Source organism: Pseudomonas sp. 67(2021), assembly GCF_017491835.1.
Lineage (GTDB): Bacteria > Pseudomonadota > Gammaproteobacteria > Pseudomonadales > Pseudomonadaceae > Aquipseudomonas > Aquipseudomonas atacamensis.
On the sequence record NZ_JAFGYL010000006.1, the window covers coordinates 216,161 to 237,484 of the forward strand.

Sequence of the window (21,324 nt, forward strand, 5' to 3'; positions counted from 1 at the left end):
ACAGGCACAAACTCTCTCAATGAATCTGCTCAAATCGTTGGCCGCCGTCAGCTCTATCACGATGCTTTCCCGGATTCTGGGTTTTGTTCGTGACACGCTGATCGCGCGGACATTCGGCGCCGGGATGGCCACGGATGCCTTCTTTATTGCGTTCAAACTGCCCAACCTGCTGCGGCGCATCTTTGCCGAAGGGGCTTTCTCCCAGGCTTTTGTGCCGATTCTGGCTGAATATAAAAGCCAGCAGGGCGAAGAGGCGACGCGTACCTTTATTGCCTATGTATCCGGCCTGTTGACGCTGGTGTTGGCGGTGGTGACGGCGCTGGGCATGATCGCCGCCCCTTGGGTGATCTGGGCCACAGCGCCCGGTTTTACCGATACCCCGGAGAAATTCCAGCTCACCTCCGATCTGTTGCGGGTGACCTTTCCTTATATATTGCTGATCTCGCTGTCGTCGCTGGCCGGCGCGATCCTCAACACCTGGAACCGCTTCTCGGTGCCGGCCTTCGTGCCGACTCTGCTCAACGTCAGCATGATCGTGTTTTCGCTGTTCCTCACGCCGTATTTCGATCCGCCGGTCATGGCGCTCGGGTGGGCGGTGTTGGTCGGCGGTCTGGCGCAGTTGCTGTATCAGCTGCCGCACCTGAAAAAGATCGGCATGCTCGTGCTGCCGCGCCTGAACCTGCGCGACAGCGGCGTGTGGCGGGTAATGAAGCAGATGCTGCCAGCGATTCTCGGTGTGTCGGTCAGTCAGATTTCGTTGATCATCAACACCATCTTCGCCTCGTTTCTGGTCGCAGGTTCGGTGTCGTGGATGTATTACGCCGACCGCTTGATGGAATTGCCGTCGGGTGTGTTGGGTGTGGCACTCGGCACGATTCTGCTGCCGACACTGGCCAAGACCTATGCCAGCAAGGATCGCCACGAGTATTCGCGAATCCTCGATTGGGGGCTGCGCCTGTGCTTTGTGCTGGTGCTGCCGTGCGCATTGGCGCTGGGGATTCTTGCCGAGCCGCTGACTGTTTCATTGTTTCAGTACGGCCAGTTCAGTGGCTTTGATGCCGAGATGACCCAGCGTGCGCTGATTGCCTATTCTGTCGGCCTGCTCGGGATTATCGTGATCAAAGTGCTGGCGCCGGGCTTTTATGCGCAACAGAACATTCGCACACCGGTGAAAATCGCGATTTTCACGCTGGTCTGCACGCAGTTGTTCAACCTGGCGTTGATCGGCCCACTGGCCCACGCCGGCCTTGCCTTGGCGATCAGTGCCGGTGCTTGCCTGAACGCCGGGCTGCTGTTCTATCAACTGCGCAAGCAGAAGATGTATCAACCGCAGCCGGGCTGGGGCAAATTCGGTTTCAAGTTGGTCGTTGCAGTGACCGTGATGTCGGCGGTGTTGCTGGCCGGCATGCATTTCATGCCCGCGTGGGATGAGGGGCATATGCTCGAGCGCTTCCTGCGCCTGGGCGCGCTGGTGGTTGCTGGCGTGGTGGCGTATTTCGGTATGTTGTTGCTGTTGGGTTTCCGTCTGCGCGACTTCAATCGCAAGGCCTTGAGCTGAGGTTTCAGCCTTCATGAGCAGGCATGAGCCGGGGGTTTTGTCGGCTCGTTCACTTTGCGTTACGGTGTTGCCTGTCGTCGGCCGTCGGGTGTGGTTATAATCGACCACTTTATGAGCAAGAAGCGCGTTATGCAGCTGGTTCGAGGCCTCCACAACTTGCGCCCCCAGCATCGGGGCTGCGTCGCCACTATTGGCAACTTTGACGGTGTTCACCGTGGTCACCAGGCTATCCTGGCCCGGCTGCGTGAGCGTGCGCTCGAGTTGGGCGTACCCAGCTGCGTGGTGATTTTCGAGCCGCAGCCACGGGAGTTCTTTGCTCCCGACACCGCACCGGCACGTCTGGCGCGGTTGCGCGACAAGCTGCAATTGCTGGCCGCTGAAGGCGTCGACCGGGTGCTGTGCCTGGCGTTCAACCAGCGGCTGAGCAAGCTCAGCGCCAGTGAGTTCGTCGATACCATTCTGGTCGATGGCCTTGGCGTGCAGCATCTGGAGGTCGGTGACGATTTCCGTTTCGGTTGCGACCGCCTCGGCGATTTCGATTTTCTGATGCAGGCCGGGCAGGTTCACGGTTTCACCGTCGAAGCGGCGCAAACCGTCGAGCTGGACGGCATTCGCGTCAGTAGCACTCAGGTGCGCAACGCCTTGGCTGCGGCCGATTTTGCCCTGGCCGAACGCCTGCTCGGCCGTCCGTACCGCATCGCCGGTCGCGTGCTGCATGGTCAGAAACTGGCCCGGCAACTGGGCACGCCCACTGCCAACATTCAACTCAAGCGCCGTCGCGTGCCGTTCACCGGGGTCTATCTGGTGAATGTCGACATCGACGGCAAGACCTGGCCCGGCGTCGCCAATATCGGCGTGCGCCCCACGGTGCAAGGAGATGGCAAAGCCCACCTCGAGGTCCATCTGTTAGATTTTGCCGGCGATCTGTATGACCGGCGTTTGACGGTGGTTTTCCACCAAAAGCTGCGTGAAGAGCAGCGCTTCGCCTCTCTGGAGGCATTGAAAACGGCGATCAATGCGGATGTCGCCACCGCCCGTGCACTAGCCGCACCTAGCGCCCATCGCTAATGAAGAGCCTTAAATGACCGACTATAAAGCCACGCTAAACCTTCCGGACACCGCCTTCCCAATGAAGGCCGGCCTGCCACAGCGCGAACCGCAGATCCTGCAGCGCTGGGACAGTATTGGCCTGTACGGAAAGTTGCGCGAGATTGGCAAGGATCGTCCGAAGTTCGTCCTGCACGACGGCCCTCCGTACGCCAACGGCACGATCCACATCGGTCACGCACTGAACAAGATTCTCAAGGACATGATCATCCGCTCGAAAACCCTGTCGGGTTTCGACGCGCCTTACGTCCCGGGCTGGGATTGCCACGGCCTGCCGATCGAGCACAAGGTTGAAGTGACCCACGGCAAGAACCTCGGCGCGGATAAAACCCGCGAGCTGTGCCGTGCCTACGCCACCGAGCAGATCGAAGGGCAGAAGTCCGAGTTCATCCGTCTCGGCGTGCTGGGCGACTTCGCCAACCCGTACAAGACCATGGACTTCAAGAACGAGGCCGGTGAAATCCGCGCCCTCGCCGAAATCGTCAAGGGTGGTTTTGTCTTCAAGGGCCTCAAGCCGGTGAACTGGTGCTTCGATTGCGGTTCGGCTCTGGCTGAAGCGGAAGTCGAGTACGAGAGCAAGAAATCCTCGACCATCGACGTCGCGTTCCCGATCGCTGATGAAGCCAAACTGGCTGCCGCGTTCGGTCTGGCGTCGCTGAGCAAACCTGCTGCGATCGTGATCTGGACCACCACCCCGTGGACCATCCCGGCCAACCAGGCGCTGAATGTGCACCCGGAATTCAACTATGCCCTGGTCGATATCGGCGACAAGCTGCTGGTGCTGGCTGAAGAGCTGGTCGAAGCCTGCCTGGCGCGCTATGGCGTGGAAGGTTCGGTCATCGCCACCACCACCGGTAAAGAGCTGGAGCTGATCAACTTCCGTCACCCGTTCTACGATCGTATGTCGCCGGTGTACCTGGCTGACTACGTTGAACTGGGCGCTGGCACCGGCGTGGTTCACTCCGCCCCGGCCTACGGCGTGGACGACTTCGTGACCTGCAAGAAATACGGCATGGTCAACGACGACATCCTCAACCCGGTACAGAGCAACGGCGTGTACGTGCCGTCGCTGGAATTCTTCGGTGGCCAGTTCATCTGGAAGGCCAACCCGGCCATCGTCGAAAAACTGACCGAAGTCGGTGCGCTGATGCACACCACCGTCATCGAACACAGCTACATGCACTGCTGGCGCCACAAGACCCCGCTGATCTACCGCGCCACCGCGCAGTGGTTCATCGGCATGGACAAGGAGCCAACCAGTGGCGAAACCCTGCGCGTGCGCTCGCTCAAAGCCATCGAAGACACCAGGTTCGTTCCGGCCTGGGGCCAGGCGCGCCTGCACTCGATGATCGCCAATCGTCCGGACTGGTGCATCTCGCGTCAGCGCAACTGGGGCGTGCCGATCCCGTTCTTCCTCAACAAGGAAAGCGGCGAGCTGCACCCGCGTACCGTCGAGCTGATGGAGGAGGTCGCCAAACGCGTTGAAGTCGAAGGTATCGAAGCCTGGTTCAAACTCGACGCTGCCGAACTGCTGGGCGATGAAGCGCCGCAGTACGACAAGATCAGCGACACCCTCGACGTCTGGTTCGACTCGGGCACCACGCACTGGCACGTCCTGCGCGGTTCGCACCCGATGGGTCACGAGAGCGGCCCGCGTGCCGACCTGTACCTGGAAGGTTCCGACCAGCACCGTGGCTGGTTCCACTCCTCGTTGCTGACCGGTTGCGCCATCGACAACCACGCGCCGTACCGCGAACTGCTGACGCACGGCTTCACCGTCGACGAGTCCGGCCGCAAGATGTCCAAATCGCTGGGCAACGTGATCGCGCCGCAGAAGGTCAACGACACCCTGGGCGCCGATATCATGCGTCTGTGGGTCGCTTCGACCGACTACTCCGGCGAAATGGCGGTGTCCGAGCAGATTCTGCAGCGCAGCGCTGATGCCTATCGTCGTATCCGTAACACCGCGCGCTTCCTGCTTTCCAACCTGACCGGTTTCAATCCGGCCACCGACCTGCTGCCGGCTGAAGACATGCTGGCGCTGGATCGCTGGGCGGTGGATCGCACGCTGCTGCTGCAACGCGAGTTGCAAGAGCACTACGGCGAATACCGTTTCTGGAACGTCTACTCGAAGATCCACAACTTCTGCGTGCAGGAGCTGGGTGGTTTCTACCTCGACATCATCAAGGACCGCCAGTACACCACCGGCGCCGACAGCAAGGCCCGGCGCTCGTGCCAGACCGCGCTGTTCCACATCTCTGAAGCGCTGGTGCGCTGGATCGCGCCGATCCTCGCCTTCACTGCTGACGAGCTGTGGCAATACCTGCCGGGCGAGCGTAACGAGTCGGTGATGCTCAATACCTGGTACGAAGGCCTGACCGAGCTGCCTGAAGGCTTCGAGCTGGGTCGCGCCTACTGGGATCGCATCATGGAAGTGAAAGTCGCGGTCAACAAAGAGATGGAAATCCAGCGTGCGGCGAAAGCCGTCGGTGGCAACCTGCAGGCCGAAGTGACGCTGTTTGCCGAAGAGGCGCTGAGCGCCGACCTGGCCAAGCTGAGCAACGAGCTGCGCTTTGTCCTGATCACCTCGACTGCCAGCGTTGCACCGTTCGTGCAGGCTCCGGCCGATGCAGTGGCCACCGAAGTCAGCGGTCTGAAACTGAAGATCGTCAAATCGGCGTTCCCGAAATGCGCACGTTGCTGGCATTGCCGCGAAGACGTCGGCGTGAACCCGGAGCATCCGGAAATCTGCGGGCGTTGCGTCGACAACATCAGCGGTGCTGGCGAGGTTCGTCACTATGCCTGATGCCATTGGCCGTTTCGGACGGCTGAGCTGGCTGTGGTTGAGCTTGCTGGTTCTGGTCATTGACCAAGCCAGCAAGTTCTACTTCGAAGCCAAGCTCGAAATGTTCCAGCAGATCGTGATCATTCCCGATCTGTTCAGCTGGACCCTGGCCTACAACACTGGCGCTGCTTTCAGCTTCCTCGCCGACAGCTCCGGCTGGCAGCGCTGGCTGTTTGCCCTGATCGCCATTGTCGTCAGTGCCGTGCTGGTGGTCTGGCTCAAGCGTCTGGGTCGCAACGACACCTGGCTGGCCGTCGCCCTGGCGTTGGTGCTGGGTGGCGCGCTGGGCAACCTGTATGACCGCATTGCCCTGGGCCATGTGATCGACTTCATTCTGGTGCACTGGCAGAACCGCTGGTATTTCCCGGCGTTCAACATTGCCGACAGCGCGATCACCGTTGGCGCGATCATGCTGGCACTGGACATGTTCAAATCGAAGAAAACCGAAGAGGCTGCTCATGACTGAACCGCTATCGACTGAGCAACGCATCGGCCAGAACACCGAAGTCACCCTGCACTTTGCCTTGCGCCTGGAAAACGGTGACACCGTCGACAGTACCTTCGACAAGGCCCCGGCGACGTTCAAGGTCGGCGATGGCAACCTGCTGCCGGGTTTCGAAGCCGCACTGTTCGGCTTCAAGGCCGGCGACAAGCGCACCCTGACCGTCGAGCCGGAAAACGCTTTTGGTCAGCCGAACCCGCAGAACGTGCAGACCATCCCGCGTTCGCAGTTCACCGACATGGAGTTGTCGCCGGGTCTGCTGGTGATCTTCAACGATGCGGCCAATACTGAATTGCCAGGTGTGGTGAAGGAATTCGACGACACGCAAGTGACCGTCGACTTCAACCACCCGCTGGCTGGCAAGACGCTGACCTTTGACGTGGAAATCATTTCCGTCAAAGCGATCTAAAAATGCAGGAGTGAGCTTCTGTGGCGAGGGAATTTATCCCCGCTGGGGTGCGAAGCGCCCCCAGACCAGTCAACGGATTCTGAGATAAGTCCGTTGATAGTCTACGACTGCTACGCAGCCGAGCGGGGATGAATCCCCTCGCCACAACAAGCAGGTCTCCACAGTCTGTTTTCCATTGTTTTCGCGCGCAAGACACGAGGCACAGCATGCAAATCAAACTCGCCAACCCCCGTGGCTTCTGCGCCGGTGTGGACCGGGCGATCGAAATCGTCAACCGCGCCCTGGAAGTTTTCGGGCCGCCGATCTATGTGCGTCACGAAGTGGTGCACAACAAGTTCGTCGTCGAAGACCTGCGCAGCCGTGGCGCGATTTTCGTCGAAGAGCTCGATCAGGTACCCGATGACGTCATTGTCATCTTCAGCGCCCACGGTGTTTCCCAAGCCGTGCGCAACGAAGCTGCAGGTCGTGGCCTGAAAGTCTTCGATGCAACCTGCCCGCTGGTGACGAAGGTGCACATCGAAGTCGCCAAATACAGCCGCGACGGTCGTGAATGCATCCTGATCGGCCACGCCGGTCACCCGGAAGTCGAAGGCACCATGGGCCAGTACGACGCCAGCAATGGCGGCGCGATCTACCTCGTTGAAGACGAAAAGGACGTGGCCGCATTGCAAGTGCGTGATCCGGAAAGACTCGCCTTCGTCACCCAGACAACCTTGTCGATGGACGATACCAGCCGTGTGATCGATGCCCTGCGCACGCGCTTCCCGGCCATCGGTGGCCCGCGCAAGGACGATATCTGCTACGCCACACAAAACCGCCAGGACGCCGTCAAGCAACTGGCCGACGAGTGCGACGTGGTACTGGTGGTCGGCAGCCCGAACAGCTCCAACTCCAATCGCCTGCGCGAATTGGCTGAGCGTATGGCGACTCCGGCCTACCTGATCGACGGTGCCGAGGACCTGCAACAGAGCTGGTTCGACGGCGTCGAGCGCATCGGCATTACCGCTGGCGCCTCGGCACCGGAAGTGCTGGTCCGGGGCGTGATCCAGCAATTGCAGGCCTGGGGCGCGACCGGTGCCGATGAGCTGGCTGGCCGTGAGGAAAACATCACGTTCTCGATGCCGAAAGAGCTGCGCGTCCGTTCGATCTGACGCTTCTGCCTTTGTCGCACAGCGCCTGTTCAGTCTCCTGACTGCCCAGGCGCACGCGACCGGTCGCCGCCAGCACGATCTGCCGCTGGCTGACCGGCTCGTGCGGCGAGCAGACGTGTATTGTCCCTGCCTGAAACCGCCGTCCCGGCATCAGCGGTTGCCCCAAATGACTGAACCGCACGTAGCGGCTCACCCACCAATTGCCGACAATCGCCACCTTCGCCTCACTGGCGCGCTCCACCAGCAGCGGATTGCTGCTGTCCTCCGGCCCCTTGCCGCTTCTATCCAGAATGATCCGCCAACCCTGACTCCAGTCGCCGTCAATGCCATGGATCACCACACTTTGATTGTGGGTCATAGCCAGGGTGCGAGCGTGGCGGATGCCTTCGAGCAGCGACTGCGCTGCGTGGTCGCGCTGAGTCGCTTGCTTGAGCGCGGCGAACGCCGGGCTGACCAGCAGCAGAACAATTGCGCCAATCGCCAGTCCCATAAGCAGTTCAATCAGGCTGAAACCGTGTTGCGGCATGAAAAATCCCTCCGTGGAATGGTATGAGCAGCGCAATCCGTGCGCCGCGCAGGGCAAATCAGTCGGCGCGTGCCGAGCGAATGTTCTAGCGTGTAAAAGCAGGTATAGCCGACGGCAACGGAGGGCACCGATGGATCTTCGTACAAAAGGTTTCACGCTGGTCGAGTTGCTGGTCGCCATCGCGGTGTTCCTGATACTGATCACGCTGGCGGTGCCGGCCTTTACCCGTACGATCCAGAGCAGCAGGGCGGATACCGAAGTCGGCGACTTGCAGCGGGCGATCAATTTCGCTCGCCTCGAGGCAATCAATCGCGGCGTGACCACGCGTCTGCGTCCGACCGCCGGCGGCAGTGTGTGGACCGGTGAGCTGGCGGTCTACGACAGCACTGGCAATCCGGCCAATGTGTTGCGGGTTGTTCCAGCGATGAGCAGTGGCGCGACTCTGACGCTACCCTCAGGAGTGACCGCACTGGATTTCAACAATCTTGGTGGTCTGGCGGCACCGTCGACGGCGGTAGTCATCGGTTACACGCTGGGCACGCAAAGCAGGACGCTGAACGTGTGTTTGAACGGACGCATTCAACTGGGTGGAAATTGCGGATGAGGGCAGGGAGCAAAAACGCACAGGAGGGCATGACGCTGATCGAAGTGCTGGTCGCGTTGCTGATTCTGACCGTCGGGCTGTTGGGCGCAGCGGCGGTGCAACTCAATGCGCTGAAGTACACCGACAGTTCGCGGATGACCAGTCAGGCCAGTTTCATCGCCTATGACATGATGGATCGCATCCGCGCCAATTCCGGCGCCAACTACACCGTCACGCCACCGACCTCGGGCAATCTCAGTAATGCGCGGGATCAGGATCTCTACGATTTCACCACCAACATCGCCAACTTCGGCGGTCCGACCGCGACGGGCAGCATCACCCTCAATCAACGGGTCTACACCATCACCATTACCTGGAGCGATGCGCGCGCGGCGAACGCTGCCAGTGCCCAGCGCAGTTTCGTCCTGACCAGCCGGGCGGCGGTCGATCCGGTGGCCACACCATGACACGTTCCAACCGTGGTTTCGGCCTGATCGAGTTGCTGATTGCCCTGGCTTTGGGGTTGATCGTTGTACTCGGTGTGGTGCAGATTTTCATCGCCGCAAAAAACACCTACGTCAGCCAGAACAGCGCCGCAGCGATGCAGGAAGATGCGCGCTTCGTCCTCAGCAAAATGATTCAGGAAATCCGCATGGTCGGCATGTTCGGCTGCCTCGGCACCATCGTCGACTCCAGCTCAGCAGGGGATTTCAACACTGCGCAACTCATCCCGATCAACTGGGATAACGCCAGTCTCAAGCTGACCCTGGTCACCGCCGATGTCGGCAGCGGCGGGGGCACGCCGACCTGGACGGTGATTTCCGATTGCCGCAACAGCGCGGTCGCCTACAGCGGATTGCGCAGCCCGACCACGGGGCAGATCGCGTTCCCGATCCGGCGCCTGATCTACAGCTTCAGCAATAACCAGATCCTCATGGGCACTGGCAGCGGCAATCCGGCGCAGCAAGTGCTGGTCAACAATGTCAGCGCCTTCAACGTCACCTTCGGTCTGGCCAGTTCGGCGACCGACGTCGCAGCCTCGACCTACAGCAGCAACCCTGGCGATCCCGCGCGCATCCGCAGCGTGCGCCTGAGCCTGACCCTCACCGACCCGAATAATCGGGTGCGCAATCAAACCTTCAACGTGGTTGCGGCATTGCGCAACCGCTTGCCATGAGGGGGCGGCGATGAGGATTTCCTTGCAACAACGTCAGGCCCAGCGCGGCATGGTCTTGTTGGTCAGTCTGGTGTTTCTGCTGTTGCTGACATTGATCGGTTTGTCCTCGATGCAGAGCGCCAACCTGCAAGAGAAAATGGCCGGCAGCGTCAGCTTGCGCAATCAATCGTTTCAGGCGGCCGAAGCTGCATTGCGTGTCGGCGAAAGCGCAGTACAACTGGACAGTTATTCGTTGGCGGTGTGCAGCGGCACGAGCCAATGTCTGCCGCCGGCGGAATCGTCATCGGTCAGCTCGGCAGGTTTCAATTCGACCTCCGGGGTGACGTGGATCGCTGCCGGTAATGGCTTTTATGGCGTGCAGAACATCGGCACGACCCTGACGGCGGTGAACGTGCCAAGTAACACTTCGGCGACGTTGTATCGAGTCACTGCGGTCGGCATCGCCGGCAATTCGCGTAGCGTGGTGGAGAGTGTCTATGCGAAGTATTGAGCGCGGCCTGTCGCTGCTGATCGGCATGCTGCTGAGTAGCTACCTGGCGGCACCGGCCTGGGCTTTCACGCCTTCCGATTCGCCGCTGCTGAGCGCGGCAGCGGTGGCGCCGAACGTGATGCTGCTGATCGATGATTCGGGGAGTATGAACAGCATCATTTACGCCGCCGGATTCGACCCGAACGTCAACCGCACTCCAGCCCGGCAGTGCAATGCCTTCCTCGGCTTGTGCTCTGCACTCAATGCGCCGCAGATTACCGGCGACACGGTGTTTCTATCGAGCCTGCCGACTTCCGGTTGCTCGGGAGGCGCCTATGCGTTCTACAACAACAGCGTGGCGCCCTTGTGCCTGAAACTGCCCGACCCCGTAGGCAATGAGAACACTCGGTATTCCGCCGATTACATTTCCTACATAGTCAGCCTCGCCAACAGCAACGGCACCCGCGACTTCACCACGGGGGCGATCCCCAACGATTACCGGATGAACGTGGCGCGCAACGTTTCCACTGCACTGGTGAGCAGCAACCGCACCTTGCGCATGGGCCTGTCGACATTCAATCCGGCGACCAGCAGCAACCCGGGCAACGGCGGTTTCATCGCCCGCTCGATCACCGATTTGTCACCCGTCGCGGGCAGCGTCACCCAGGCCCAGGCAGACACCAACTACAACGCGCTGATCTCATCGATCAACGGCTTGAACGCCGTGGCCAACACGCCATTGGCCGAGAGCTATTACGAAGTCACGCGCTACATGCGTGGCTTGGCGCCTTACTACAACGGCACACCGGCGACCTATACCAGTCCGATTCAATACCGCTGCCAGAAAAACTACGGCGTGGTGATTACCGATGGCTTGCCGACCTATGACCGTACCTTCCCGACCAACGATCCGCTGGGAGGCAGTCGCTTACCGAACTGGGATGGCGTGAATAACGATGGCGACAACCTCAACGGTGACGGCGAAGGTGACACGCTGTATCTGGATGACATCGCCAAATTCGCCTTCGACATCGACATGCGTTCGACCGGCACCGACGCCGCCGGCAAGAGCTGGAACGCGTTGGATTTTCCCGGGCAGAACATGAACACCTACACCGTGGGTTTCGCTGCGGATAACGATATGTTGTCCGACGCCGCCAGTTACGGGCAGGGCAGGTATTACCAGGCGACCGACAGCTCCGGGCTCAATGCGGCGTTATCGTCGGCACTGAGCGATATCACTTCCAAGGCCGGCTCCGGTGGTGCCGGTGTTGCCAGCAGCAGTACGTTGACCAGTGGCAGCAGTTTTTACCAGACAACCTACGATCCCAAGGATTGGCGCGGCACGATCAGGTCGTTCGGCTTTACCTCGACCGGCACGGTAAATACCTCGACGGCGCAATGGTCGACCGACACCACCATCGTGCCCTCTGCCACAGCGCCGACTTTCCAGTCATGGAACACCTTGAGCAACACGCCCATTGCTCTGGCATTCGGCAGCTTTTCCCCAGCCCAGCAGAACACGTTGAATCAGGGCCTACCCACCGGTATCAGCGGCACTGAACTGGTGGAGTGGAGCAAAGGGACCAACAGGGCAGGGCTCAAAGTGCGCACTGCGCTGCTGGGCGACATCATCAATTCGCCGCTGGTGCTCGCGTCGCCTTCGGACAAGACCGCATCCGATCTGACGGGTGACAGCAGTTACACCAACTACCTGACGACCAAGACTGCGAACATGAATACCAGTCTGGTGGTGAACGCCAACGACGGTTTCGTCAACGTGATCAATTCGGCGAACGGCACCCGCCGTTATGCCTACATGCCTTCCAGCGTGCTGCCTTCGTTGCGGCTGATTGCGGATACCAATTACGTCAACGGCGTCAGCCACAAGTTTCTCGTGGATGGTCAGGTCGGCGTGTTCGATGCGCAGGCTGGCATCACCTGGAAAACCCTGGCCATTGGCGGAACGGGGGCCGGTGGCAAAACCTTCTATGGGCTGCAACTGTTCGATGCCTCGGCAGGCAACGTGATCAAGGCACTGTGGGAAGTCAGTGCGCCGGCTACGGCAAATGCGTCGAATGCTTTCAATGATCTGGGTTACGCCTACGCGCGTCCGGAAGTGGCACGCTTGGCCAATGGTCGCTGGGCGACATTCGTCGCCAATGGTTACGGCAGCAATTCGGGGGTTGCAGCGTTGTATGTACTGGATGCAATGGACGGTTCGCTGATCAGGAAAATCGTCATCGACAGCACGGAAACCACTAACGGTCTGTCTTCGGTAAAACTCAGGGTCAATTCCTCGAACGTGGTGCAGGCTGCCTACGCTGGTGACCTGAAGGGGCGTATGTGGAAATTCGACTTGAGCGCACCCGGGGCAGAAAGCTGGGGCGTGGCGTTTGCCGGCAAGCCCTTGTTTACAGCCCCGGGTGGGGCAACGCAGCCGATCACCGCGCAACCGCTGCTGGCGGACAACCCCCAGGGCGGCAAGCAAGTGTTCTTTGGCACCGGCAAGTTCAACGAGACTGCCGACAAGACCAACAAGGATCTGCAAGCGTTCTATTCAATCTGGGATGCAGAGGGTGGGGCCGGACAAATCACCGTCAGCAGTTTGCAGGCACAGGCGATTACCGGCTCGTTCGCCGGCAGTTCCGGGCAGTTTCTGACCACCAGCCAGAATGAAACGACCTATCCGGCAGAGAAAGGCTGGTATCTGCCGCTGGTGTATAACAACGTGCTGACCGGCGAGCGCGTGATCAATCAGGCCAGTCTTGTGTTGGGGCGAGTTGTTTTCACCACCGCCAGCGTCGATACCACCGACCCGTGTTCGAGCTTTGGTACGGGCCGACTGGTCGAACTCGATGCGTTCAACGGTAAGATGCTCAACTACGCCGTGATCGACACCACCGGCGACCGTTTGGTCGACAGCAACGATACGATATCCAGCGGCGTGATTTTTACCGGCGGCATTCCGACCCTTAACGTCATTTCCGCCGGTGGTACGGGAAAGGTCGTGACCGACACCAGTGGCGTCATCACCACCATTGTAGAGAAGGGTGGCGGTGGCAGCCGTCGTATCATGTGGCGACAAATCCAGTAAGCGAGAATTTGAGGCATGCGCAGAACCAGCCGAGGTTTTACCCTGATCGAGATCATGATCGTTATCGCGATTATCGGGATCATCCTCACCATCAGCATTCCCAGCTACAACGAATACGTGAAGAAGGGCCGTCGCGCCGAAGTGGTTTCGCTGCTCTCGGAGCAGGCGCAGACCCTCGAGCGTTTCTACACCCGCAACAATGTCTACACCGGCGTCACCGGACTGAGCACGGGCAATGATTTCTACACCATCACCCCGACGCTGACCGACCAGACCTTTGTGCTGACTGCGGTGCGTAAAACCGGCTCGGCCATGGCGACCGACAAATGCGGGGATTTCACCCTGACCAACACCGGCGTGCGAAGCATGAACAACGCGACCACCGGAGTGACCGCCAAGGATTGCTGGGGCCGCTGACGTATTCTTTTTCGGGCGCTTTTTGCGCCCACTGTCTTTTTTACGGTTGGATCAAACATGACCAGGCAACAGCAAGTGGTGATTGTCGGCGGCGGGGTGATTGGCCTGCTCACTGCCTACAATCTCGCCTCCGAAGTGCGCAGCGTGGTGCTGCTGGATCGCTCGAATGTCGGCCAGGAATCGTCCTGGGCTGGCGGCGGCATCGTCTCGCCGTTATACCCGTGGCGCTACAGTCCGGCAGTCACCGCGCTGGCGCATTGGTCGCAGGACTTTTATCCACAGCTCGGCCAGCGCTTGTTTGCTGACACGGGGGTTGATCCTGAGGTGCACACCACTGGCCTGTATTGGCTGGATCTGGACGATGAAACCGCAGCCCTGGCCTGGGCCGAGCGGGAAAATCGGCCGCTGCGGGCTGTGGATATCTCGGCGGCACATGACGCGGTGCCGGTGCTCGGCAGCGGTTTCAGCCGGGCGATCTACATGGCCGATGTCGCCAACGTGCGCAATCCACGGCTGGTCAAATCGCTGAAAGCCGCGCTGCTGGCGCTGCCGAATGTGACGATTCATGAGCAATGCGAAGTCAGTGGCTTCGTCCGCGAGGGCGAACGCGTGGTCGGCGTGCAGACTCCGACGGGCGTGATCAACGGCGACCAGATTGTACTGACAGCGGGAGCGTGGAGCGGTGATCTGCTCCAGACGCTGAGCCTGACGCTGCCGGTCGAGCCGGTCAAAGGCCAGATGATTCTCTATAAGTGCGCGGCTGATTTCCTGCCGAGCATGGTGCTGGCCAAGGGGCGATATGCGATCCCGCGTCGCGACGGTCACATTCTGATCGGCAGCACGCTGGAGCACGAAGGCTACGACAAGACCCCGACCGATGTCGCGCTGGAAAGCCTCAAGGCCTCGGCCATCGAGTTGTTACCAGCGTTGGTGAATGCCGAGGTGGTCGGGCATTGGGCCGGGCTGCGGCCGGGGTCGCCGGAAGGGGTTCCGTTTATTGGCCGGGTGCCGGGGTTCGAGGGGTTGTGGCTGAACTGCGGGCATTACCGCAACGGGCTTGTGCTGGCGCCGGCATCGTGTCAGCTATTTGCTGACGTGATGCTGGGGCGGGCGCCGATTATTGATCCGGCGCCGTATGCGCCTGAGGGCCGGATTTAGTCAGAGGCTGGTAGACCGCCTTCGCGAGCAGGCTCGCTCCCACAGGAATACTCATTCCAAATGTGGGAGCGAGCCTGCTCGCGAAGGGGCCTTTAATCCAGGCCCAATTTCTTCAGCCGATAACGCATCGACCGAAACGACAGACTCAACCGCTGCGCCGCCGCCGTGCGGTTCCAGCGGGTTTCCTCCAGCGCCTGCAAAATCAGCTTCCTCTCGACGCTCTCCAGATAATCCTCAAGATTGTCGACCTGCGTCAGATCGGCCATCGCCCCGTCCGCCGTGCAATTGCCTTCGCTCAAACGCAGATCCTGCGCCTCGATCGTGCGGTTTTCACACAGGGTGTGCGCGCGTTCGAGGACGTTCTCCAGTTCGCGCACATTGCCGGGGAAGCGATAGTTCTTTAGCGCCTCCAGCGCTTGCGGGTGCAGGCGCGCTTCGGGTTGTCCGGTGTCTTTGGCTAGGCGCTTGAGCACGTGCATGGCAAGCGCCTCGATGTCGTCACGGCGTTCGCGCAGGGACGGCACACGCAGTTCGATGACGTTGAGCCGGTAATACAGATCCTGGCGGAAGCGTTCGGCCGAAACTTCGGCTTCAAGGTCTTTGTGCGTGGCACAAAGGATGCGTACGTCGACCACCGTTTCCTGCTGGCCGCCGACGCTGCGCACTGCTTTTTCCTGAATCGCCCGCAGCAGTTTCACTTGCATCGACAGTGGCAAATCGGCGACTTCATCGAGAAACAGAGTGCCGCCATGGGCCGCTTGAAACAGCCCCGGCTTGTCTTCGACGGCACCGGTGAAGCTGCCTTTGCGGTGACCGAAGAACTCGCTTTCCATCAGTTCTGACGGAATCGCCCCGCAGTTCACCGGCACAAAGGGTTGGCTGGCGCGCGGACCTTGTTCGTGGATCAGACGTGCGACCAGTTCTTTGCCGCTGCCGGATTCACCACTGATGTACACCGGTGCCTGACTGCGTGCGAGCTTGTCGATCTGCTTGCGCAGATTGGCCATCGGCGGCGAGTCGCCCAGCAAGCGTCGCTCGATTGCCGTGCTCAAGCCGCCCGCTGTCGGCAGGCGTAGCGCCGAGCTGACCAGTTCGCGCAAGCGCGGCAGTTCCACCGGTTTGGTGAGGAAGTCGAACGCCCCGGCCTTCAGCGCATTGATAGCCGTTTCCAGGCTTCCGTACGCAGTGATCATCGCCACCGGCAGGTGTGGATCGCGTTGCTGAATGTGTTGCACCAGCTCCAGCCCGGTGCCGTCGGGCAGGCGCATGTCGGTCAGGCACAGGTCAAAGTGCTCGCGCTGCAACAGCGCCTGAGCTTCGCCCAGATTGCGTGCGCTGAAGGTCTCGAGTTTCATCCGTCCCAGGGTGATTTCCAGGAGCTCGCGGATATCCGGTTCGTCGTCGACGATTAGAATTTTTTGCCGTGGGCTTGTATTCAACTTTGTTTCCGTCCGTGAGCAAAAGTGATGCAAAAGCAGCCGCCGCCTTGGCGTGATTTGAAGTCTAGGCGTGCCTGGTTGCTTTCGCACAGCTCACGGGACAGATAAAGGCCAAGACCGGTGCCCTGGCTGCTGGTAGTGAAGAACGGCTCAAACAGATGCGCCTGCTCCTCGGCCGACACGCCGGGGCCGTTGTCCTGCACTTCGAGCACCGCCAACTGGCTGTCCGGGTCGACGAACAGTGCCAGCCAGACGTCGGCCTGCTCGTGCAGTTGCGCACTGTGACGCCAGGCGTTGCGTATCAGATTGTCGAGAATCTGCCGCAATTGGTTGGGATCCATCAGCGTGGTGAAATCGCCGGAATTGATCCGCAGATGAATGTGCTGGCGCTCATTGGCCTGCTCGCGGATTTCGCCGACGAAGTCTTCCAGCCACGGCTTGAGGTCCAGCCGTTGCGGCGCGCTTTGCTGGCGGCGGGACAGTTGCAGGACGTTTTCGATGACTCGGTTCATGCGCTGGGAGTGGTCTTGAATAATCTGCGTCAGACGCCGATCTGCGCTATCGAGTTCCTCGGACTCGGCCAACAGCTGCGCGGCATGACTGATCGCGCCCAGTGGATTGCGAATTTCATGGGAGATGCCGGCGGTCAAACGCCCGAGCGCAGCGAGCTTGAGTTGCTGCGCCTGTTGGGTGATTTGCGCCAGGTCTTCGAGAAACACCAGCGTCTGCTGGTTCGGGCTCTGCTCAAGGGCGATGAAACTGGGCTGCAGCTCAAGGCCATTGCCGGGGATTTTCAGGCTCTGCGGGCGCAAGGTCGGATTGTTACGCCACAGTTGCAGACGCTCGACCAGTGCTGGCGAATATTCGTCGATCAAATGACCTTGCAGGTGACTATGGCCGAGCAGACTCTGCGCACTGTGATTGGCCAGTTGCACCCGGCGTTGCTCGTCGAGCACCAGAATCCCCGTGCGCATGCGTTGCAGGATCAATGCGTTCAGCGCCTCCAGGCTGACCACTTCGCTGGCGCGCTGTTCGGCCAGGGTCTCGCTGACTTCGAGGCGGCGGATCAACCCTTGCACCAGCAGCGAGGCGGCAAAGCACAGCGCACCGAGGGTGCCGGCTTGCAAGTAGGCGTTGGCGCTCAAGGGGCGGCTGAGCCCCAGCAGAAAGCTCAGGCCGACAATGCCGATCGCCGCAATGGCGGCAATCAGCAGGCCGATGCGTCGGCGCAGCAGGGTGTTGCTGATCGCCACCGAGACCACCAGCAAATTGCCCAGCGCACTGGCCACGCCGCCGGCCGCGTAGAACAGGCCGCACAACAGCAGCACATCGACAAGCGCCAGGGTGAACAACTGCGCCGGGCGCCGGGTGTTTTCAAGGAACACCACCAGCAGCATGTTGATGATCAGGTACAGCCAGCTGCCGCCGCGCAGCAGATCGTCGTTGGCCGACGTCAGCAGGCGGTTGTCCATGTTGCTGGAGATCAGCAGCACCAGAGTGATGCCGACACTTAAACGGTACAGGTGATAAAGGCGCAGCAGACGCTGCGCCTGTTTCTGGTCGGCGTTGGCGGCCTCAGCGACCACTGGCGCCCGGGCCTTGCTCGAGATGAGCCTGGCTGCAATACCACAGTTGCTGGTTGCCCAGCGCGCGGTCGCGCGGCAGGTGCACGCCGCAGTGGGCGCAGCGCACCATCGGCGGCGCATCCTGTTCGCGCGGCGATCGGGTGGACGAGGCGGGGGCCTTGAATTTGCGCCAGAGCCAGATGGCGGCGAAGATCAGGGCAATCCAGAACAATAAACGAAGCATGATGAGCGGCTTTTCGACTGATGATCCGGCAGTTTAGCCAAGGACCCGATCAGCGCACAGCCTATTAAAGCGCGGCAATAAAAAAGGGAGATCCGCAGATCTCCCTTTTTTCGTACAGCCGGTGTGGTCAGTCGAACACGCCGAAGGTCATGTAGCTGAACCACGAGCGATCGGTGTCGCTGGATTCCGGCTCTGGCTCTTCGATCACGTCGCCGTTTTCGTCCTTAGGCTTGAGCTCGTTCGGGATTGCATCCTTCGCGTCCTGGAACTGCTTCTGCACGTCTTGGTTGGCGCGGGTTTCGCCCGGCGGCAGCGGTGGACGCGATTCGATCAGGCCCAAAGTCGCCTTGCTCAGGAACGAACGGTTGTCGGCCTCGGCTACACGTGGCACGAACTGGCCATCTTGCAGGCTCGGGTGATCCGGGTAGTTGAGCTTCAGGGTTTCCAGGCTGGTGGCGGCCAGATCGTCGAGGTGCAGACGCTGGTAGGCTTCGGTCATCACCGCCAGGCCGTCGCCGACCGATGGGGTTTCCTGGAAGTTTTCCACGACATACTTGCCACGGTTGGCAGCGGCTACGTAAGCCTGACGGGTCAGGTAGTAGTCAGCAACGTGGATTTCGTAGGCCGCCAGCAGGTTGCGCAGATAGATCATGCGCTGCTTGGCGTCCGGCGCGTAGCGGCTGTTCGGGTAGCGGCTGGTCAACTGCGCGAACTCGTTGTACGAGTCACGGGCGGCGCCCGGGTCACGCTTGGTCATGTCCAGCGGCAGGAAGCGCGCCAGCAGGCCGACGTCCTGGTCGAACGAAGTCAGACCCTTGAGGTAGTACGCGTAATCCACGTTCGGATGCTGCGGATGCAAACGAATGAAACGCTCGGCGGCAGACTTTGCAGCTTCCGGCTCGGCGTTCTTGTAGTTGGCGTAGATCAACTCCAGCTGAGCCTGATCGGCGTAGCGACCGAACGGATATCGCGACTCCAGAGCCTTCAGTTTGGCTGTGGCGCTGGTGTAGCTGTTGTTGTCCAGGTCAGTCTGAGCCTGCTGATACAGCTCGGCTTCGCTGAGGTTTTCGTCTACGACTTCCTTCGATGAGCAAGCAGCGGTCAATGCGAGGATGGCGATCAGCAGCAGGTGTTTCACTTGCATGGCGGCTTGCGTCCCTATGACGGCCGCTGTCTTGGGCGGGGCCGTCCTGTTATGATGAGCGCCCCGTTGAAAAGCCTCGGGGCAAAAGACGCCGTATTTAACCACAAGCGCGCAGCCGAAACCAAAGGCTGTGCCGACGCCCAGTCCGAGCATGTCCGATAAAATTGAACTTCGCGCAGAGGTGCCGTCCGAATTGGGCGGCCAACGCCTCGATCAAGTCGCCGCCCAACTCTTCGCTGAGCACTCACGCTCGCGCCTTTCCGCCTGGATCAAAGAAGGTCGCCTGACTGTGGACGGGGCGGTGATCCGCCCGCGCGACATTGTGCATGGCGGTGCCGTCCTTGAGCTGACTGCCGAGCAGGAAGCCCAGGGCGAGTGGATCGCCCAGGACATCGAGCTCGACATCGTCTATGAAGACGACGACATCCTGGTGATCAACAAGCCTGCGGGCCTGGTGGTGCACCCGGCTGCCGGTCATGCCGATGGCACCCTGCTCAACGCTTTGTTGCACCATGTGCCGGACATCATCAATGTCCCGCGCGCCGGTATCGTGCATCGTCTGGACAAGGACACCACCGGTCTGATGGTGGTGGCCAAGACCATTCAGGCGCAGACCAAACTGGTCGCACAATTGCAGAGCCGCAGCGTCAGCCGTATCTACGAGTGCATTGTGATCGGCGTGGTCACCGCCGGTGGCAAGATCAATGCGCCGATCGGTCGTCACGGCCAGCAACGCCAGCGCATGGCAGTGATGGAAGGCGGCAAGCCTGCCGTCAGCCACTACCGCGTGCTCGAGCGTTTCCGTTCCCACACTCACGTGCGGGTGAAGCTGGAAACCGGTCGGACCCACCAGATCCGCGTGCACATGGCACACATCAACTTCCCGTTGGTCGGCGATCCGGCCTACGGCGGGCGTTTCCGCATTCCGCCTGCGGCCAACCCGACCATGGTGGAATCGCTCAAGCACTTCCCGCGTCAGGCGCTGCACGCGCGCTTCCTTGAACTTGATCACCCGACGAGCGGTGAGCGCATGAGCTGGGAATCGCCGCTGCCGGAAGATTTCGTCTGGCTGCTGACCCTGCTCAAGCAGGATCGCGAGGCCTTCGTCGGATGAACTGGCTGACGCCGGACTGGCCTGCGCCGGCCAGCGTCAGGGCCTGTGTCACCACCCGCGAGGGTGGTGTCAGCGAGGCGCCGTTCGACAGCCTGAATCTGGGCGATCACGTTGATGATCGTCCTGAAGCCGTCGCCGAGAACCGTCGGCGTCTGACCGAGCGCTTCTCTATACAGCCTGCCTGGTTGCAGCAAGTGCACGGGATAGCCGTGGTTCATGCTGATCCGGGCATTGTTGCGACGGCAGATGCCAGTTGGACGGCAACGCCGGGCATTGCCTGCACGGCGATGACGGCAGACTGCTTGCCGGCATTGTTCTGCGATCGTGCCGGCACGCGTGTCGCGGCCGCTCATGCCGGTTGGCGTGGTCTGGCGGCGGGCGTGCTTGAGGCAACTCTCGACAGCCTCGATGTTCCTGCTGGCGAGGTACTGGTCTGGCTCGGCCCGGCCATTGGCCCCAAAGCCTTTGAAGTCGGTCCGGAAGTACGGGAAGTCTTCATCAATCAACTGCCTGAAGCAGCAGAAGCGTTCGTACCGAGCAACAATGCCGGCAAGTTCATGGCTGATATCTATCTGCTGGCGCGCCTGCGTCTGGCTGAACGGGGTGTCACGGCTGTTTATGGTGGCGGTTTCTGCACCGTGACCGACCCGCGCTTCTTCTCTTACCGCCGTGCGTCGCGCACCGGTCGTTTCGCCTCCCTTGTTTGGCTCACCCGCTAAACTCTCTGATCTGCATCAACTCTCCGACGCTTGAATCTCCCAGAATCGACCGCATCTACAGTGGTATCTGGCAGGTTTCTTTATTCAGGATGGTTTCTTA

20 protein-coding genes are annotated in these 21,324 nt (G+C 60.6%); 15 read left to right on the forward strand and 5 right to left on the reverse strand.

The window, feature by feature from the left end; all coding sequences use genetic code 11:
• Positions 1 to 19 precede the first annotated feature (19 nt).
• The 6 genes from murJ (at position 20) to ispH (ending at position 7,572) form a co-directional block, all read left to right on the forward strand.
• Entirely contained in the window at positions 20 to 1,558 is a 1,539-nt protein-coding gene (gene murJ, locus J5M66_RS10925) for a murein biosynthesis integral membrane protein MurJ (RefSeq protein WP_016773124.1), read from the forward strand.
• 129 nt (positions 1,559 to 1,687) lie between these two features.
• Entirely contained in the window at positions 1,688 to 2,626 is a 939-nt protein-coding gene (ribF, locus tag J5M66_RS10930) for a bifunctional riboflavin kinase/FAD synthetase (protein ID WP_016773125.1), read from the forward strand.
• Positions 2,627 to 2,639: 13 nt separating this feature from the next.
• A complete protein-coding gene (ileS, locus tag J5M66_RS10935; RefSeq protein ID WP_207808199.1) occupies positions 2,640 to 5,471 on the forward strand; it encodes an isoleucine--tRNA ligase in 2,832 nt (943 codons plus the stop codon).
• Positions 5,464 to 5,976 carry a signal peptidase II gene (gene lspA, locus J5M66_RS10940; RefSeq protein WP_024014359.1) on the forward strand — a complete coding sequence of 171 codons (513 nt, stop codon included), beginning with the start codon at positions 5,464 to 5,466 and terminating at the stop codon, positions 5,974 to 5,976. The genes ileS and lspA overlap by 8 nt, the downstream gene beginning before the upstream one ends.
• Positions 5,969 to 6,421: an FKBP-type peptidyl-prolyl cis-trans isomerase gene (gene fkpB, locus J5M66_RS10945; RefSeq protein WP_016773128.1), complete on the forward strand. Its 453-nt coding sequence runs from the start codon at positions 5,969 to 5,971 to the stop codon at positions 6,419 to 6,421. Before lspA ends, fkpB begins: the two co-directional genes overlap by 8 nt.
• Before the next feature lie 206 nt (positions 6,422 to 6,627).
• The gene (gene ispH, locus J5M66_RS10950) at positions 6,628 to 7,572 is read left to right on the forward strand and encodes a 4-hydroxy-3-methylbut-2-enyl diphosphate reductase (protein ID WP_016773129.1); all 945 of its coding nucleotides are present in this window, start codon (positions 6,628 to 6,630) and stop codon (positions 7,570 to 7,572) included.
• Here ispH and J5M66_RS10955 read toward each other — a convergent pair.
• On the reverse strand, positions 7,529 to 8,098 hold the full coding sequence (locus J5M66_RS10955; RefSeq protein ID WP_207808198.1) for a GspH/FimT family protein: 570 nt from the start codon (positions 8,096 to 8,098) through the stop codon (positions 7,529 to 7,531). The genes ispH and J5M66_RS10955 overlap by 44 nt on opposite strands.
• Before the next feature lie 130 nt (positions 8,099 to 8,228).
• On the opposite strand from J5M66_RS10955, the gene J5M66_RS10960 reads away from it, so the two are divergent.
• Genes J5M66_RS10960 through thiO form a run of 7 tightly spaced genes read left to right on the forward strand, consistent with a single transcriptional unit; the run spans position 8,229 to position 14,999 of the window.
• Entirely contained in the window at positions 8,229 to 8,702 is a 474-nt protein-coding gene (locus J5M66_RS10960; protein ID WP_122698535.1) for a GspH/FimT family pseudopilin, read from the forward strand.
• A complete protein-coding gene (gene pilV / locus J5M66_RS10965; protein WP_016773132.1) occupies positions 8,699 to 9,148 on the forward strand; it encodes a type IV pilus modification protein PilV in 450 nt (149 codons plus the stop codon). The genes J5M66_RS10960 and pilV overlap by 4 nt, the downstream gene beginning before the upstream one ends.
• On the forward strand, positions 9,145 to 9,858 hold the full coding sequence (locus tag J5M66_RS10970; protein WP_207808197.1) for a prepilin-type N-terminal cleavage/methylation domain-containing protein: 714 nt from the start codon (positions 9,145 to 9,147) through the stop codon (positions 9,856 to 9,858). The genes pilV and J5M66_RS10970 overlap by 4 nt, the downstream gene beginning before the upstream one ends.
• A 10-nt stretch (positions 9,859 to 9,868) precedes the next feature.
• Complete coding sequence (locus tag J5M66_RS10975) at positions 9,869 to 10,348, forward strand: PilX N-terminal domain-containing pilus assembly protein (protein ID WP_016773134.1); 480 nt, start codon at positions 9,869 to 9,871, stop codon at positions 10,346 to 10,348.
• Positions 10,335 to 13,424: a PilC/PilY family type IV pilus protein gene (locus J5M66_RS10980; protein ID WP_207808196.1), complete on the forward strand. Its 3,090-nt coding sequence runs from the start codon at positions 10,335 to 10,337 to the stop codon at positions 13,422 to 13,424. Before J5M66_RS10975 ends, J5M66_RS10980 begins: the two co-directional genes overlap by 14 nt.
• A 15-nt stretch (positions 13,425 to 13,439) precedes the next feature.
• Complete coding sequence (locus J5M66_RS10985) at positions 13,440 to 13,841, forward strand: type IV pilin protein (protein WP_130902285.1); 402 nt, start codon at positions 13,440 to 13,442, stop codon at positions 13,839 to 13,841.
• 57 nt (positions 13,842 to 13,898) lie between these two features.
• Positions 13,899 to 14,999, forward strand: a complete 1,101-nt coding sequence (gene thiO / locus J5M66_RS10990; protein ID WP_207808195.1) for a glycine oxidase ThiO — start codon at positions 13,899 to 13,901, stop codon at positions 14,997 to 14,999.
• A gap of 92 nt (positions 15,000 to 15,091) precedes the next feature.
• On the opposite strand, the gene J5M66_RS10995 is transcribed toward thiO, so the two are convergent.
• The 4 genes from J5M66_RS10995 to J5M66_RS11010 form a co-directional block, all read right to left on the reverse strand.
• Positions 15,092 to 16,438: a sigma-54 dependent transcriptional regulator gene (locus tag J5M66_RS10995; RefSeq protein ID WP_024014351.1), complete on the reverse strand. Its 1,347-nt coding sequence runs from the start codon at positions 16,436 to 16,438 to the stop codon at positions 15,092 to 15,094.
• A complete protein-coding gene (locus J5M66_RS11000; RefSeq protein WP_123443316.1) occupies positions 16,435 to 18,024 on the reverse strand; it encodes an ATP-binding protein in 1,590 nt (529 codons plus the stop codon). Before J5M66_RS11000 ends, J5M66_RS10995 begins: the two co-directional genes overlap by 4 nt.
• Positions 18,014 to 18,247 (reverse strand): PP0621 family protein, encoded by a 234-nt coding sequence (locus tag J5M66_RS11005; RefSeq protein ID WP_016773138.1) that lies wholly within the window; start codon positions 18,245 to 18,247, stop codon positions 18,014 to 18,016. Before J5M66_RS11005 ends, J5M66_RS11000 begins: the two co-directional genes overlap by 11 nt.
• Positions 18,248 to 18,374: 127 nt before the next feature.
• A complete protein-coding gene (locus J5M66_RS11010) occupies positions 18,375 to 19,391 on the reverse strand; it encodes an outer membrane protein assembly factor BamD (RefSeq protein WP_016773139.1) in 1,017 nt (338 codons plus the stop codon).
• Positions 19,392 to 19,542: 151 nt separating this feature from the next.
• On the opposite strand from J5M66_RS11010, the gene rluD reads away from it, so the two are divergent.
• Together rluD and pgeF are read left to right on the forward strand one after the other, a co-directional pair.
• Positions 19,543 to 20,505: a 23S rRNA pseudouridine(1911/1915/1917) synthase RluD gene (gene rluD, locus J5M66_RS11015; protein WP_016773140.1), complete on the forward strand. Its 963-nt coding sequence runs from the start codon at positions 19,543 to 19,545 to the stop codon at positions 20,503 to 20,505.
• A complete protein-coding gene (gene pgeF, locus J5M66_RS11020; protein WP_206421550.1) occupies positions 20,502 to 21,224 on the forward strand; it encodes a peptidoglycan editing factor PgeF in 723 nt (240 codons plus the stop codon). The genes rluD and pgeF overlap by 4 nt, the downstream gene beginning before the upstream one ends.
• Positions 21,225 to 21,324: the final 100 nt, after the last annotated feature.